At 63.8% G+C, this 14,970-nt stretch carries 16 protein-coding genes and 1 tRNA gene; 11 read left to right on the top strand and 6 right to left on the bottom strand.

Features of this window, described 5'->3' with window-relative positions:
* Nucleotides 1-2 precede the first annotated feature (2 nt).
* Nucleotides 3-1,202, top strand: coding sequence for a CaiB/BaiF CoA transferase family protein (locus AB2B41_RS18635; RefSeq protein ID WP_367879332.1), 1,200 nt, complete (start codon nt 3-5; stop codon nt 1,200-1,202).
* Between the two features lie 6 nt (nt 1,203-1,208).
* Here AB2B41_RS18635 and AB2B41_RS18630 read toward each other — a convergent pair whose 3' ends face one another.
* Both AB2B41_RS18630 and AB2B41_RS18625 read right to left on the bottom strand, forming a co-directional pair.
* On the bottom strand, nt 1,209-2,273 hold the full coding sequence (locus tag AB2B41_RS18630; RefSeq protein WP_367879331.1) for a sulfotransferase: 1,065 nt from the start codon (nt 2,271-2,273) through the stop codon (nt 1,209-1,211).
* 259 nt (nt 2,274-2,532) lie between these two features.
* Nucleotides 2,533-2,607, bottom strand: a tRNA-Thr gene (locus tag AB2B41_RS18625).
* Between the two features lie 86 nt (nt 2,608-2,693).
* On the opposite strand from AB2B41_RS18625, the gene AB2B41_RS18620 reads away from it, so the two are divergent.
* From AB2B41_RS18620 to AB2B41_RS18580, 9 genes are all read left to right on the top strand, one after another.
* Nucleotides 2,694-2,867, top strand: coding sequence for a hypothetical protein (locus AB2B41_RS18620; RefSeq protein ID WP_367879330.1), 174 nt, complete (start codon nt 2,694-2,696; stop codon nt 2,865-2,867).
* A gap of 1 nt (nt 2,868) precedes the next feature.
* Nucleotides 2,869-4,140 (top strand): UDP-N-acetylglucosamine 1-carboxyvinyltransferase, encoded by a 1,272-nt coding sequence (murA, locus tag AB2B41_RS18615; protein ID WP_367879329.1) that lies wholly within the window; start codon nt 2,869-2,871, stop codon nt 4,138-4,140.
* Complete coding sequence (locus tag AB2B41_RS18610; protein WP_367879328.1) at nt 4,137-4,607, top strand: DUF2948 family protein; 471 nt, start codon at nt 4,137-4,139, stop codon at nt 4,605-4,607. The genes murA and AB2B41_RS18610 overlap by 4 nt, the downstream gene beginning before the upstream one ends.
* A gap of 233 nt (nt 4,608-4,840) precedes the next feature.
* Nucleotides 4,841-6,142, top strand: a complete 1,302-nt coding sequence (gene hisD / locus AB2B41_RS18605) for a histidinol dehydrogenase (protein ID WP_367879327.1) — start codon at nt 4,841-4,843, stop codon at nt 6,140-6,142.
* Between the two features lie 9 nt (nt 6,143-6,151).
* A complete protein-coding gene (locus AB2B41_RS18600; RefSeq protein ID WP_367879326.1) occupies nt 6,152-6,658 on the top strand; it encodes a P-loop nucleotide/nucleoside kinase family protein in 507 nt (168 codons plus the stop codon).
* The gene (locus AB2B41_RS18595) at nt 6,636-7,244 is read left to right on the top strand and encodes a UPF0262 family protein (protein WP_367879380.1); all 609 of its coding nucleotides are present in this window, start codon (nt 6,636-6,638) and stop codon (nt 7,242-7,244) included. Before AB2B41_RS18600 ends, AB2B41_RS18595 begins: the two co-directional genes overlap by 23 nt.
* Nucleotides 7,245-7,712 carry an arsenate-mycothiol transferase ArsC gene (locus tag AB2B41_RS18590; RefSeq protein ID WP_367879325.1) on the top strand — a complete coding sequence of 156 codons (468 nt, stop codon included), beginning with the start codon at nt 7,245-7,247 and terminating at the stop codon, nt 7,710-7,712. It abuts the gene before it with no gap.
* Nucleotides 7,709-8,101: a ketosteroid isomerase-related protein gene (locus AB2B41_RS18585; RefSeq protein ID WP_367879324.1), complete on the top strand. Its 393-nt coding sequence runs from the start codon at nt 7,709-7,711 to the stop codon at nt 8,099-8,101. The genes AB2B41_RS18590 and AB2B41_RS18585 overlap by 4 nt, the downstream gene beginning before the upstream one ends.
* Before the next feature lie 69 nt (nt 8,102-8,170).
* Nucleotides 8,171-8,758, top strand: coding sequence for a GNAT family N-acetyltransferase (locus AB2B41_RS18580; protein ID WP_367879323.1), 588 nt, complete (start codon nt 8,171-8,173; stop codon nt 8,756-8,758).
* Between the two features lie 61 nt (nt 8,759-8,819).
* On the opposite strand, the gene AB2B41_RS18575 is transcribed toward AB2B41_RS18580, so the two are convergent.
* From AB2B41_RS18575 to AB2B41_RS18565, 3 genes are all read right to left on the bottom strand, one after another.
* Complete coding sequence (locus AB2B41_RS18575) at nt 8,820-9,182, bottom strand: hypothetical protein (protein WP_367879322.1); 363 nt, start codon at nt 9,180-9,182, stop codon at nt 8,820-8,822.
* A 131-nt stretch (nt 9,183-9,313) separates the two neighbouring features.
* The gene (locus AB2B41_RS18570) at nt 9,314-11,119 is read right to left on the bottom strand and encodes a hypothetical protein (RefSeq protein ID WP_367879321.1); all 1,806 of its coding nucleotides are present in this window, start codon (nt 11,117-11,119) and stop codon (nt 9,314-9,316) included.
* A gap of 145 nt (nt 11,120-11,264) precedes the next feature.
* Entirely contained in the window at nt 11,265-12,725 is a 1,461-nt protein-coding gene (locus tag AB2B41_RS18565; protein WP_367879320.1) for a hypothetical protein, read from the bottom strand.
* A gap of 68 nt (nt 12,726-12,793) precedes the next feature.
* On the opposite strand from AB2B41_RS18565, the gene lepA reads away from it, so the two are divergent.
* Nucleotides 12,794-14,593 (top strand): translation elongation factor 4, encoded by a 1,800-nt coding sequence (gene lepA, locus AB2B41_RS18560; RefSeq protein WP_367879319.1) that lies wholly within the window; start codon nt 12,794-12,796, stop codon nt 14,591-14,593.
* Between the two features lie 177 nt (nt 14,594-14,770).
* Here lepA and AB2B41_RS18555 read toward each other — a convergent pair.
* The coding region (locus AB2B41_RS18555) for a hypothetical protein (RefSeq protein ID WP_367879318.1) at nt 14,771-14,970 on the bottom strand (200 nt) is incomplete at its 5' end.

The following is a 14,970-nucleotide window of genomic DNA, read 5'->3' as shown; positions in this document are numbered from 1 at the left end:
CCATGTCCGGCCCCCTCGCAGGCGTCAAGGTCATTGAACTGGCGCATATCATGGCGGGCCCCGTCTGCGGCATGATGCTGGCCGACATGGGTGCGGACGTCATCAAGGTGGAAAAGCCCACCGGCGACGACACCCGCCGCATGGTCCCGCCTCAGATCAATGGCGAGGCGGCGGCCTACATGATGATGAACCGCAACAAGCGCGGCATCGCCCTCAACCTCAAGGACCCCGCCGCACTTGAGGTGCTGCGCAAGCTGCTGGCCGAGGCCGACGTGGTGGTCGAGAACTACCGCAAGGGCACGATGGAACGCCTCGGCCTCGGCTTCGATGACCTGCTCAAGATCAACCCCAGACTGATCTACTGCGAAATCTCCGGCTTTGGCCGGACCGGCCCCTACGCCGAACGCGGCGGCTTTGACCTCATCGCCCAGGGCATGTCGGGCCTCATGTCCATCACCGGCGAAGGCCCGGGCCGCCCGCCGGTCAAGGTCGCCGCCCCCATCTCGGACATCAACGCGGGCATCCTAGCGGCCATGGGTATCTCGGCGGCCTACAGCAATGTGCTGAAAACCGCGCAGGGCCAGAAGGTCGATACATCGCTCTTCGAGGCCGCCATCGTCCAGACCTACTGGCAATCCGCCTTCGCCTTCGCCACCGGCGACACGCCGCAGCCCCTGGGTTCCGCTCACCCGCTTAACGCCCCCTACCAGTGTTTCGCCACCGCCGACGGCTGGATCAACGTCGGCGCCGCGAACCAGACCAACTGGCTGCGCTTCCTGACGGCGATCCACGCCGAAGAGTTGAACGACGACCCCCGTTTCGCCTCCAACGCCGACCGCATGGCAAACCTGCCTGACCTCGTCCCGATCCTCGAAAAGGTGCTGAAGACCGACACGACCGACAACTGGCTGTCCCGCATGGAAGACGCCAAGGTCCCCGCTGGCCCGGTGCTGACGATCCCCGAAATGCACCGCGACCCACAGGCGCTGGCCCGCGAGATGATCGTCGAGGTCGACCACCCCACCGCAGGCCCGGTCAAGGCCATCGGCCACCCGGTAAAATACTCCGCCACCCCCGCCAGGGTGACGCGCGCGGCGCCGCAGCTGGGCCAGCACACCCGCGACATCCTGCGCGAGGCAGGCTATGCCGATCAGCAGATCGAGACGCTCATCCAGAACGGCGCCGCCATCGCAGCCCCGTAAGGCAGATCACCCATACCCTAGCCGCACGTTCACCGGCGCGATGATCTCGTCGACCTGTCGCGCCACCTCCGGATCAAGGTCGTCCCAGCGCCCTTTCTGCACGCGCGGCATATGCGCCACCCGTTCGATCCAGTCGACGTGATCCTCGCCCGGCAGCATGAATGCCATCAGATCGCCAAGCGTTCCGCGCGGATCATCGACCATATCCTCGTATCTCAGGACATGCAGCCGCTCCGGCGGCAAGCTCTCCATGGCCTGCAACGCCAGGTCGGCCGACCCGGCCCAGAACCGCGCGTAGATATGTGCCTGCCGCCCGTGGTCCAGCCGGTCCGGCAGACTGTAAGGCCGCGCGCGGCCATGCTGGCCCGTCACGACACGCTCCGCATCCGCAAAGCGCAGCATCAGCGCCCGCGCGACATTGCGGTGTTTGAAGAATATCCGCCGTCGCACAGGCCTATCCGGATGTTCCAGCCTGCCGGTCAGCCAGTCGAACCGCACGATCGGATCAAAGAACCGCATCCCCATCATCGACAGCAGCACCTCTCGCCCGTTCCGCACAAGATGTACAAAGCGTGCATCGGGATAGGCGCTGATCATGTCTGGCGCGTACCAATAGCTCAGCCCAGAGCGCTCCACCCAGAGACGCCTGTGAAAATGCCCGCGCAGAAAGGAAAAGAGCCGTGCGGCATGGGCACTGACCCGGGCAAGGCCCCAGCGCGGCACCTCGTCCGCCAGCAGATCGAACAGGCTGTCCGGATCGTCGGTCAGCGCGGGCAGGGTCATGGTCAGAAGCGGCGGACACTCCTCCAGCCGGTACCGTCCGCGCGCTTCATCATAGATGATTTCCGACGGCATCGCCTCCGCCGCCCGCGCCTTGGCGACAAAATTCCCGAACCAGGTCGGCGAGACCGACAGCAGCTCCCAAAACCGCGCACCGCTTACCACGGGATCGCCGAACCCCTGCATCAGGAACGAGGTCCAGAATTCCGAAACGGAACAGAGCGCATCGTTCTGTTGCAACATCCGCGTCAGCAGCGTCGACCCCGACCGCCCGGCAGAAAGAACGAACACCTCCGACAAAAGATTCCCCCGTACCTTGGTTCCCGTTGCGCAATGCGTAGCATATCGCCCACCGCTTCCCGCGCAGAATGCGCACGCCGGTTCCGGAAAATCCACCAAAAGCGGCCTGTCCCCGACGCGGCGACGAAAGCTTTCGGTCCCGTCCGGTCCGGCGGCCGAGATCAAATGGGCATCAAGGTGAAAGCCTGGTTGGAGAATCAGGGATTCCTCCAAGGCGGCGCGATTTCTTGAGAGGGCGAGGGGAAGCAAATGGTGCTGCTGGAGAGAATTGAACTCTCGACCTCTCCCTTACCAAGGGAGTGCTCTACCTCTGAGCTACAGCAGCGCCGATGAGCGCGGTCATTAGCGGCAAACCAAAATCACTGCAACCCCAATCTGGACCCTTCCGCAACCCTGCGCTAGACAGGCGCCATGGCAAAGGGCGGCGGGGCTTCGACACCCAAATCTCAGGCGGAACTGCGCGAGGAACGGCTTAAGGCCGCGCTCAAGGCCAACATGGCCCGGCGCAAGGCACAGGCCCGCGCGAGGGCAGCCGAAAGCAAGACCACAAAGGCCAGCGAAGGCCCGACCGAGGAAAGCAGGTAGAATGGATTCGATTCTGGTCAGGGGCGGCAAGACGCTCCACGGCGAAATCCCGATCGCGGGGGCCAAGAACGCCTGCCTCACGCTGATGCCCGCCACGCTCCTGAGCGAGGAACCGCTGACGCTGACCGGCGCACCGCGCCTCTCGGACATCCGCACCATGACCCAGCTGCTGCAATCGCTGGGGGCCGAGGTCACATCGCTTCAGGACGGCAAGGTCCTCGCAATGGCCAGCCACGGGCCGATCAGCACCCGGGCGGATTACGACATCGTGCGCAAGATGCGCGCTTCCAACCTCGTTCTCGGGCCGCTCCTCGCGCGCGAGGGCCACGCCGAGGTTTCGCTGCCCGGCGGCTGCGCCATCGGCGCGCGGCCCATGGACATCCATACCGACGGGCTCGCCAAGATGGGCGCCGAGATCGAGCTCAGGGACGGCTACCTTCATGCCAGAGCGCAGGGTGGTAAGCTGAAAGGCGCGGTCATCGATTTCCCCTTCGCCTCCGTGGGGGCCACCGAGAACATCATGATGGCTTCCACGCTTGCGAAAGGCACCACCGTCATCAACAACGCCGCCCGCGAACCAGAGATCGTCGATCTCGCCACCTGCCTGCGCGCCATGGGGGCTGAGATCGAGGGCGACGGCACCTCCACCATCACCATAGAGGGCGTCGACAGCCTGCACGGGGCCACACACCGCGTCGTCACCGACCGGATCGAACTCGGCACCTATATGCTCGCCCCCGCCATCTGCGGCGGCGAGGTGGAACTGCTGGGCGGCCGCATCGACCTTGTCTCCGCCTTCTGCGAAAAGCTGGATGCCGCGGGCGTCAGCGTCGCGGAAACCGACCGTGGTCTCAAGGTCACGCGCAAGAACGGCCGCATCCGCGCCGTGAACGTGACGACCGAACCCTTCCCCGGGTTCCCCACCGACCTGCAGGCGCAGATGATGGCGCTCCTCTGTACCGCCGATGGCACGTCGGTGCTGGAAGAGAGAATATTCGAGAACCGCTTCATGCACGCCCCCGAACTCATCCGCATGGGGGCCGACATCGACGTCCACGGCGGCACCGCCACCGTCACCGGGGTTAAGAAACTCAAGGGCGCGCCGGTGATGGCCACCGACCTGCGCGCCTCGGTCTCGCTCATCCTCGCCGGACTCGCGGCGGAGGGCGAAACCCGCGTCGCCCGCGTCTACCACCTCGACCGCGGCTACGAACACGTGGTGGCCAAGCTCTCCGGCGTCGGTGCCGATATCGAGCGGATCAAGGAGACATGACCGAGGACGCCCGCTTCGAGGACGGCCGCGAGGCCCCGCTGAACCTCGGCGCGCTCGATGCCGAGGACCTGCAGGTAATCTCCTCGCTCTGCCAGGACGCCGTCTTCCCGGCCTCCGAAATGCAATGGCAGCGCAAATCCCGCCGCTTCGCGATCCTCGTGAACCGCGTCCGCTGGGAGGACAGGGGCAAAGACCGCCACGCCCCGGAACGCGTTCGCTCCCTGCTGATTTTCGACACCGTGCAGGCCGTGGCCAGCCAGGGCGTGCCCAAGGGCGATCCCGACACGATCCTGTCGCTCCTCAGCCTCTCGTTCGAGGAAACCGACGCCCCCTCGGGCCACATCAACCTGACCCTTGCGGGCGACGGTGCCATACGCCTCAGCGTCGAGGCCATCGAGGTCTCGCTGCGCGACGTAACCAAACCCTACCGCGCACCCTCCGGCAAACGCCCCGACCACGGCGCATGATCCCATCCGCAGCGCCGGTATCGACCGCCTGACCGCCGCGTCACGGCTGCCCATTCCGCACTTTCCGCATCCCCCACTTTCTTGCCAGATCAATTCCCCGCCGGAGGCAGGAAAATCCGACCACGCCCCTACCCTTGAGACCCCGGTCAATCCCCGCTATCTGCCCTGCAACTCTTTCTGGCCAGATAAAGTCCCCGCCGGAGGCATTCATCTCTTTTGGAGCGACCCCGCAAATGCCCGTGACCCTCGACGCCACAGCCCCCGACTTCGAAACCCGCTTCGCTGCGCTGCTTTCTGCCAAGCGCGAGGACAGCCCCGATGTCGATGACACGGTTGCCGCGATCATTGCCGACGTGCGCAGACGTGGCGACGCGGCCCTTATCGAGCTCACCGCGAAATTCGACCGCGTCACGCTGACCCCCGCCACCCTGCGCATCACCACCGATGAGATCGCACAAGCGACCCGAGAGGTCTCTGCCGAAGAGCGCGCAGCGCTGGAGCAGGCGGCAGAGCGCATCCGCGCATACCACGCACGCCAGCTTCCCGAGGACGCCCAATGGACCGACGCGGCGGGCGCGACCCTCGGCTGGCGCTGGACCCCGGTTTCGGCGGCGGGCCTCTACGTCCCCGGCGGCCTCGCCAGCTACCCCTCCTCGGTCCTGATGAACGCGATCCCCGCCAAGGTGGCGGGCGTCGAACGGCTCGCCATGGTCGTGCCCACGCCCGACGGCGTCCTCAACCCGCTGGTGCTGCTCGCGGCGCATCTCTCCGGCGTCGACGAGGTCTACCGCATCGGCGGCGCGCAGGCCGTCGCGGCCCTCGCCTACGGCACCGAAACGATCCAACCCGTGGACAAGATCACCGGCCCCGGCAACGCCTTCGTCGCCGCCGCCAAACGCCGCGTCTTCGGCAAGGTCGGCATCGACATGATCGCAGGCCCTTCCGAAATTCTCGTCATCGCAGACGGCGACAACGACCCAGACTGGATCGCCCTCGACCTGCTCAGCCAGGCCGAGCACGACGAATCCGCCCAGTCGATCCTCATCACCACCGACCCCGCATTCGGGCAAGCGGTGTCAAAGGCCGTCGACAAACGCCTCGAAACCCTCGCCCGCCGCGCCATTGCCGGGGCCAGCTGGCGCGACTTCGGCGCGATCATCACCGTCCCCAACCTTGCCACCGCTGCCGAACTCTCCAACCGCATCGCGTCGGAGCACTTGGAACTCTGCGTCGCCGACCCCGAGGCGCTGAGCGCACAGATCACCCACGCTGGCGCTATCTTCCTTGGCCAATGGACGCCCGAGGCCATCGGCGACTATGTCGGCGGCCCCAACCACGTCCTGCCCACTGCCCGGTCCGCGCGTTTCTCCTCGGGCCTCTCGGTCCTCGACTTCATGAAACGCACCACGCTCGCCCGCATGACGCCCGAAGCGCTCCGCGCCATCGGCCCCGCCGCCGAAACCCTCGCCGCTTCCGAAAGCCTGGAGGCCCACGGCCTCAGCGTCACCGCGCGTCTCGACAAGCTCAACCGCTAGGACCGACCCATGTCCCCGGCAACGCTTCACCTTCTCTGTGGCAAGGTCGCCTCAGGCAAATCGACCTTGTCCGCGCGTCTCGCCAAAGCGCCCCGAACGGTCGTCATCGCAGAAGATGAATGGCTCGCCACCCTCTACGGCGAGGAGATGTCCACGCTCCGCGATTACGCCCGCTTCTCCGCCCTGCTCGAACAGGCGATGGCACCGCACATCCTGTCTCTCCTGCGCGCGGGCCTTTCCGTCGTCCTCGACTTCCAGGCCAACACGCCCACCCGCCGCGCATGGATGCGCGGCCTGATCGACGCCGCGGGTGTCGCGCACCGGCTCCATTATCTCGATGTGCCAGACACGGTCTGCAAGGCCCGCCTGCGCGCCCGCAACGCCGCAGGCACCCACGCCTTCGCCGTCTCCGAGGCAGAGTTCGACCAGATCGCCGATTATTTCGTCCCGCCCCGCGCCGACGAAGGGTTCACGATTGTCCGTTACGGTCCCGATGCCGCGGATCACGGCACCTGAGAGCGACCGGCGCGATGCGCCACGCGACGGACGCGGTGAAACATTTGCCATCCCCCGGGGCCTCGCGTATCCATGCGCCGTAGCTCAAGACCAGAAGGATGCGCCCATGTCCCGCATCACCCAGATCAACCTCGACGACGCTAACCTGCCGCCCCCTACGCCCGAGATCGAGCAGGAGCGCAAGGTGGCCATGTTCGACCTCCTCGAAGACAACACCTTCGTCATCCCCCAGCGCGACGACCGCCCGGTGCCTCCGGGTCCCTACCATCTGGGACTGTCGATCCGTGACAAACGCCTCGTCTTCGACGTGGAAACCGAAAATGCCGAAAAGGCGGCTGAATTCCACCTCTCCCTCGGCCCCTTCCGGCAGGTGGTCAAGGACTACTTCCAGATCTGCGAAAGCTACTTCGAGGCGGTCAAGAAACTGCCTCCCTCCCAGATCGAGACCATCGACATGGCCCGCCGCGGCATCCACAACGAGGGCTCCCGCGTGCTTCAGGAACGGCTCGAAGGCAAGGCCGAGATCGACATCGACACCGCCCGCCGTCTCTTTACCCTGATCTGCGTGCTGCACTTCGGCGGCTAAATGGGACAGGAGCTTCCCCAGTCCGTTCTCTTCTGCTGCGACCACAACGCGGTGCGCTCGCCCATGGCCGAGGGGATCATGAAGAAATTCTACGGCACCGGCACCTACGTCCAGTCCGTCGGCGTCAAGAACGACCTCGAGATCGACGGCTTTTCCATCGCCGTCTGCAAGGAAATGGACGTGGAATTGTCCCGCCACCGTTCCCGCTCCTTTGACGAAATGGAACAATGGGGCGACGACCTCAGCTCCTTCGACCTCGTCATCGCTCTCTCCCCCGCCTCCCAGCGCCGAGCGCTGGAACTCACCCGCTTTTTCCACCTCGAGGTGGAATACTGGCCCATCCTCGACCCCACCGGCCTCGGCGAGACGCGCGAGGCCAAGCTCACGCAATTCCGCGCTGCCCGCGACCAGATCGTGAGCCGCCTCATCGAACGCTTCGGCCCCCCGCTTGAGGAGCAGACCACGTGAAAGACCTCATCCAACGCTACTTCGACGCCTTCAACGCGCATAACACGGAAGATATGCTCGCCTGCCTCGCGCCGGACGTCGAACACCACGTGAACGAAGGCACCATCCGCGTCGGCCGCACGGCCTTCGCCGAATTCTGCGCCCACATGTCCCGCTGCTACGACGAGACGCTCACCGACATGGTGATCTTCGTGAACGAGGATGGAACCCGCGCCGCCGCCGAATACACCGTCAACGGCACCTACCTGGAAACCGACGGGACCCTGCCACCCGCCCACGGCCAGACCTACAAACTGCCCGCTGGCTCCTTCTTTTCCATCGCAGACGGCCAGATCACCCGCGTCACCACCTACTACAGCCTCTCCGGCTGGACCGCTCAGGTGTCCTGACGTACCACCCCCCGCTTCATCTTTCCCCTACAACTCATCCCCCGTCGCCAGCCGCGCACCCGCCCGATCATGAGCCTCGACATCCGCCCCCTGACCGGCACAGCCCTCGCAGACGCCCTCCCCAAGGTCGCCGCCCTGCGCATCGCCGTCTTCCGCGACTGGCCCTACCTCTACGACGGAGACCTCGCCTACGAGGAACGCTACCTCCAGTCCTACCGCGACAGCGACAGCGCCATCGTCGTCGGCGCGTATCACGGCGACCGTCTCGTCGGTGCCAGCACCGGCACCCCGCTCTCCGATCACGTGGACGACTTCGCCGCCCCCTTCGCAGGCACCGGCCTCGATCTCGATGACATCTTCTACTGCGCCGAAAGCGTGCTTCTGCCCGACTACCGGGGCCGGGGCGCGGGCCATGCCTTCTTCGACGCGCGCGAGGCCCACGCCCGCAGCCTCGGCTTCACCAAATGCGCCTTCTGCGCCGTGATCCGCCCGGGCGACCACCCCACCCGACCCGCAGGCTACCGCCCGCTCGACCCTTTCTGGCGCGCTCGCGGCTACGCCCTGCTCAAGGGCGTGATCGCTGAATTCAGATGGAAAGACATCGGGGAGGCGAAACAGACCGCCAAACCCCTGCAATTCTGGCTCCGCGACCTCTAGCCCGCACCACCGGAATTTTCAAAAATTCCGGCCCGATCTTTTCAAAAAGATCGCGCCCCGCTCACGACGCCGCGCACAATTGCTCCGCCCGCTCCCCGTAGGCCTTCCATGCCGTCCAGAACCGCTCGTTGCTGGCCGCATCCGACTGACGCACTTCCTGCAACTTGGCCGGATTGCGGAAATAGGAAGCCCCCCGCCGCTGGTAGGACGACGACAGCTCCATGTCCGCCACCGCCTGAATGCAGCCACACCTCGCCCTCGAGGCCGCCTTGCGCCCCTGCGCCAGACAGGCCTTCTGGATGGGCCCCGTGGCATAAAGCACCGCCGGCGCCCCAAAGCCAGCATTCAACAAAGAATACCGCGTCCCGCCGCCGCAGGCCGCCAGCCCCAGAAGGGCCACAAGAACCAAACCCGGTCTTACCATGACAACTGCCTTGCCTCTGGGCCGGTGGGATTTGTCCCTTATCTGGCCCGTTTCCGCCTTGGCACGCACTATGCCGCAATCGCCGAAAAGGGGCAAATCACGAATGGCGTTCGATTGTCGCAGGGCAGGGGTCAGCCCCCGCCATCGCCACCATCGCCGTTCCCGCCGCCCAGGAACCACTTTTTCGCCCGCTCCCAGATCTCCGCGCTGAACACAGCCCCCACCAGACAGGCCCCGAAAACCACGTAAGGGTTCGGATCGCTCCCGTCCGTCGAGGCAATCGCCAACCCGCCATAGGCCCCCACGTAAACGACAATCGCCGCGCAGAAGCCCGAAAACACCACCGTCGCGATCCGCGCCATGTCGAACTCCTGCCGCCCGCCCGATTTGACGAACTGCGCCACCAGCGCGCCCAACAGCCCGAACCCGATCAGCCCGGTGATCAGCGTCACCTCCATCGACTCGGTACTCAACAGCCAGCTCGCCGCCAGCCCCACAACCCCGAGGAACGAGCCATACTCCCGCCGGTTCGGCGGCGTGTACCGCGTGGTGGACGGGCTCTCGCAGGTCGCCTGCGCGTTGTTGAGCGGGTCCCGCGCCCCGAAAAGCTCGTCCTCCAGGAATCCGCTCACGTTCTCCAGCATGTCCAGCGCCCCCTCCGGGGTGCCGTCATGGCCACGCGTCACGATCTGCAAAACACCGTCCCGCGTTCCCTGGTAGCCGCGCTCGATCGGTGTCGCGAGGGCCTCGCAACTCCCCAGCATCCGGGACGTATCGGTCAGCACCCGCTGGAACCAGTTGGTCAGATCGACGAAATGCCGGTTCGCCTCGCGATGCCCCCGGCGCACGCCCACTTCCGCCTCGTAGACCAGCACCGCCGCCTTGAGCTGCGCATTCACCGTCTGGCTGGCGTCGCTGGCCAGCCGCAGCTGGGCCAGCCGCACCGACAGGACACGCCCGTCCAGTTCGCGCGCCGTGCGCCGGATGGTGTTGGCCACCTCGCTCAGCCTGATCTCCCGGTCGCCCGGCACCAGGTCGATCTCTTCGGTCAGCTTCAGCTGCTCGTCGGTCAGCAGATCGGTCAGCTTTTCCGCCCCGCCCGTGTCTTCCTCGGCCTCTTTCATCTGCGCGGGCACCATCTCTTCCAGCACCACGCGCAGGTCCTCTGCAGGGCGCGGCTCGATACTGGTCTCCTCGCTCAACAGCGGCACCGCCAGAATCGCGCTCAGCGTCAGATACGTGGCAAAGAACGCCACCGCCCCGTAGGCCAGCCAGAACTGCTCCTTCGGGGCAAGGTCCGACCGCACCCGGCTGGTGGCAATCGTGACGAGGTAGAACACCGCCACCGCCCCCACCAGCGCCACCGGGTCGATGCCGCCCAGCCCGCCGCTGCCGAATATCTCAAAGGCCATGCGCCGCAGCGTCTGCGCGGTATCGCTGAACATCCCCGTGATGCAGGTGTAATCGAACCCCTCGGGCCGGAACCCCGCGTTGCTGTCGATACAACCCAGCGCATTGCGAAAGTGGCCCACCACGTCGAAGGACAGATTGGCGAAAAGCACGATGATCAGGTCCAGCACCTTGTTCAGCACCGTCTCCAAGAGGTTGCCAAAGAACAGCGCCACCGCCACCAGCCCGAAGAGCTTGTTGATCGGCTGCGTCTCGGCCACGATGGGCGCCCGCATCAGCGCCCTGAGCGCCAGCGCCACAAGGTAGATCACCATCGCATAGAGAAAGAGGCTGACCACCACCGTCACCGTCAGCGACAGGATCAACAGCACCGTGTCGATGGTCCGCACCCCAAAGACGATCTCCGTCTCAAGGTACGTGGACCCGTTCGCCAGGAACCCCAGCGCTTGCCGCGCGATCAGCAGGATCGTCAGAAGGATCAGGAAGAAGACGCCAAACCGGCGCAGCGGGCGAAAGAACGCAGCCATGATGAGCGGCTTTCGGTGGTCAGTGTTGACCTAGCGTAACAGGTTTGGGGATTCGTGCAACTGTGGCGGGAATGGGGGAGGGGAGGGACGGTTCGGGGAAGGGTAGGGCGGGGTTTCAGCCCGCGGTGTCGAAACCTTCCAACTCTCAAATCAGAACAAGTAATGAAAGCCCCAAGCCAACGAGTGCCCCGATAGTGGTCACAATTCGCACGGCCTTGTATCCCGCGCTTCCGTCAATCGCATGAACAATGTTTGAAGTGCGCATCAGGATACTGATTTTTGCGGCGCGGCTGAAAACCCTCGTCGCAGCATCCGCACCGGGCAACGCCGGCGCGCCGGATGGAAGCGGTCCCATCGACGTGTTGAGCAACTCTGGAATGTCATGCCGCCAGTCATCTGCTAGATCCTCGTCGGAAATCGCTTCCATCATTGGCAGGGCTTCTTCCAGCAACTGACGCTGATCCTCAGAAAGTTCGACAAACTTTCTCTCGTTGAGAATTCTGCGGTTATTGGCCACCTCTCGATGGGTGGCTCGAATCCCGATAGCCGCCTCTTCCAAAGCTGATTGAAGTCCTATGTTTTCTTCGCTTGCGGATAGATCACCACTGACCAACTGCCGTGTGATCCCTGCGTGGGCAGAGACAAAACTCATCTCAACCTGCTGAGGATTGTTGCCGTACTTCATCAAGGTTCGGCGGATCACGCGGACTTCCCGTGAGCGCTCACTGAGACCATTAGTCGGGTTTTCCAGTACATCTTCGAGCGCATCCTCAACCTGCTGGAGGGTCGCGCTGAGCAGGTCCGGCTTGGCTACGGAAATCGGTTCAACCGAGAAACGCAGACTCTCAGGGTCAAAATTGATTTGTTCCGCCTGCGGTACGCGTTGCGCCAGCAGTTCAGCTTCGGTCTCTCTGATCTTCGCCGCGACCGCGCTCAGCCCTTCCTCCCAAACCTCAGCATCAATCTTTGCCACCTCATGCGCAAGGTCCCAGTCCGTCCATGTGCCCTCCCACATGCCCTGATACCAAGACTCGAAAAAAGCCCAATCTACATCGGAAGACAAGAAACGGCGGAAGTCACTTTCGCGATCACGGAAATCTTCTGAGAGTACGACTTCTCCCCATAGTCCGCCCAAGGTTTTATTAGACTCAAGATTTGACCTATCAGTGTTGTTCCGTTCCGATAGTAGACCTCTATCGGGAAGCCAGACAGATACGGCCAGCCCTGAAGTACCAAGTGAACATGACTGATCAGAGATCGATGTCGATGAGCAAAGCAGCGCCGCTATCGCAGCCATTCTGGCGGACGAGGCAGATTTTGATTTTCTCGCCAGATACTCAAGCTTTTTATCAAAATGTCTTGCGGGAGTTTCATGATCTTCGCCTCTTAGTGCAGCAATGATGACTGAGTTGAAGCACGTTAAGACGTAGGTTTCACGTTCGATCTTTTCTAGACGTACTGTTAGACCCAAGGTTCTTAAAGCGCATCGATAAGCCAGCGTGCTCCGCATTGCCGGTGTAGCGTTTGCAAGCCATTCCTTTTCTTCCGGCCAAGACTGGTAGTCGATGATAAGCTCACCTTTGGTGCCGTTCTGACTATCCTCCAAAACCCACCTCCAGGCACCCCATCGAACCCACCTTGACCACCCCCGCATTCCGCCTCATATCCACCACCATGACACCGCTCTCACATATCCGCAATTTCTCGATCGTCGCCCATATCGACCACGGGAAATCCACGCTCGCCGACCGGCTGATCCAGTCGACGAACACCGTCTCCGAACGCGAGATGAAGGAACAGATGCTCGACAGCATGGACATCGAGCGAGAACGCGGGATCACCATCAAGGCCCAGACCGTGCGGATCAACTACACGGCGCGGAACGGCGAGGACTACGTCCTCAACCTCATCGACACCCCCGGCCACGTGGACTTCGCCTACGAGGTCTCCCGCTCCATGCGCGCCGTCGAGGGCTCCCTGCTGGTCGTGGACTCCACCCAGGGGGTCGAGGCCCAGACGCTCGCCAACGTCTACCACGCCATCGAGGCCGATCACGAGATCGTCCCCGTCCTCAACAAGATCGACCTTCCGGCGGCCGACTGCGACCGCGTGGCCGAACAGATCGAGGACGTCATCGGCATCGACGCCTCCGAGGCGATCCGCGTCTCTGCCAAGACCGGCGTCGGCATCGAGGACACGCTTGAGGCCATCGTCCACCGCCTCCCCGCCCCCAAGGGCACGCTGGATGCGCCGCTCAAGGCGATGCTCGTCGATTCATGGTACGATAGCTACCTCGGCGTCATCGTCCTCGTCCGCATCATGGACGGCGTGCTGAAAAAGGGCGACCGCATCCGCATGATGCAGAACGGCTCGGTCCACCACGTCGACCGCATCGGCGTCTTCCGCCCCGGCATGGTGGAAATCGACGCCCTCGGCCCCGGCGAAATCGGCTTCCTCACCGCCTCCATCAAACAGGTCCGCGACACCCGCGTCGGCGACACCATCACCCACGAGAAAAAGGTCTGCGACAAGGCGCTCCCCGGCTTCAAACCCTCCCAGCCCGTGGTCTTCTGCGGCCTCTTCCCGGTGGACTCCGCCGAATTCGAAGACCTCCGCGACGCCATCGAGAAACTCGCCCTCAACGACGCCTCCTTCTCCTTCGAAATGGAAACCTCCGCCGCCCTCGGCTTCGGCTTCCGCTGCGGCTTCCTGGGCCTGCTCCACCTCGAGGTCATCCGCGACCGGATCGTGCGCGAGTATGACATCGACCTCATCACCACCGCGCCCTCGGTCATCTACCACATCCACATGAAGGACGGCACCATGCGGGAGCTTCACAACCCCGCCGACATGCCCGACCTGACCCATGTCGACCACCTCGAAGAGCCGCGCATCAAGGCCACGATCCTCGTGCCCGACGACTACCTCGGCGACGTGCTGAAACTCTGCCAGGACCGCCGCGGTATCCAGCAAGACCTCACCTATGCGGGGAGCCGCGCCATGGTCGTCTACGACCTGCCGCTAAACGAGGTCGTCTTCGACTTCTACGACCGCCTGAAATCGGTGACCAAGGGCTACGCCAGCTTCGACTACCAGATGATCGGCTACCGGCAGGACAACCTCGTCAAGATGCAGATCCTCGTCAACGACGAACCCGTCGATGCACTCTCCACCATGGTCCATCGCGACCGCGCCGAAACCCGCGGCCGCGCCATGGTGGAGAAGCTGAAAGACCTCATCCCCCGCCACATGTTCAAAATCCCGATCCAGGCGGCCATCGGCGGCAAGGTCATCGCCCGGGAGACTTTGTCCGCGATGCGCAAGGACGTGACGGCCAAGTGCTACGGCGGGGATGCCACGCGGAAAAAGAAGCTGCTGGAGAAGCAGAAGGCGGGCAAGAAGAAGATGCGCCAGTTCGGGAAGGTGGATATCCCGCAGGAGGCGTTTATTTCGGCGCTGAAGATGGATGGGTGAGCGCCTGTCCGGGCCTTGGCCCGGCACAAGGTCCAGTGGACCTTTTGTGGCGCGAACGGGCGGAGCCCCGGGGGTAGCCATCTTGAATGACAGTTGAGTGAGAGTGCCGCGCAGCGGCGCGCGGACCCACCCCGGTGCAGAATGAAGTGCCTAAGGCCATGAAGATGGATAGGTGATCTAGACGGTAATTTCTTTGATGCGATTACACTGTCTTGGCTCAACAAGGTTCTGCTTCTTGAACTCTTTTGATAAGCGCAATATCAATTTTTGATAATTTGTATCTGCTTTTGGCGTTCGGACCGGCTTTGATGATGTGACCGCCCCCCGACGGCATCTATGTGCCAAGGTGGGTCTGCGATGATCCACAAAGGAGGACG

Origin of the sequence: Sulfitobacter sediminis, assembly GCF_040811725.1 — a bacterium.
Lineage (GTDB): Bacteria > Pseudomonadota > Alphaproteobacteria > Rhodobacterales > Rhodobacteraceae > Sulfitobacter > Sulfitobacter sediminis.
The sequence above is the reverse complement of the archived record's forward strand: the minus strand, read 5'-3'. Positions and strand labels throughout refer to the sequence as shown.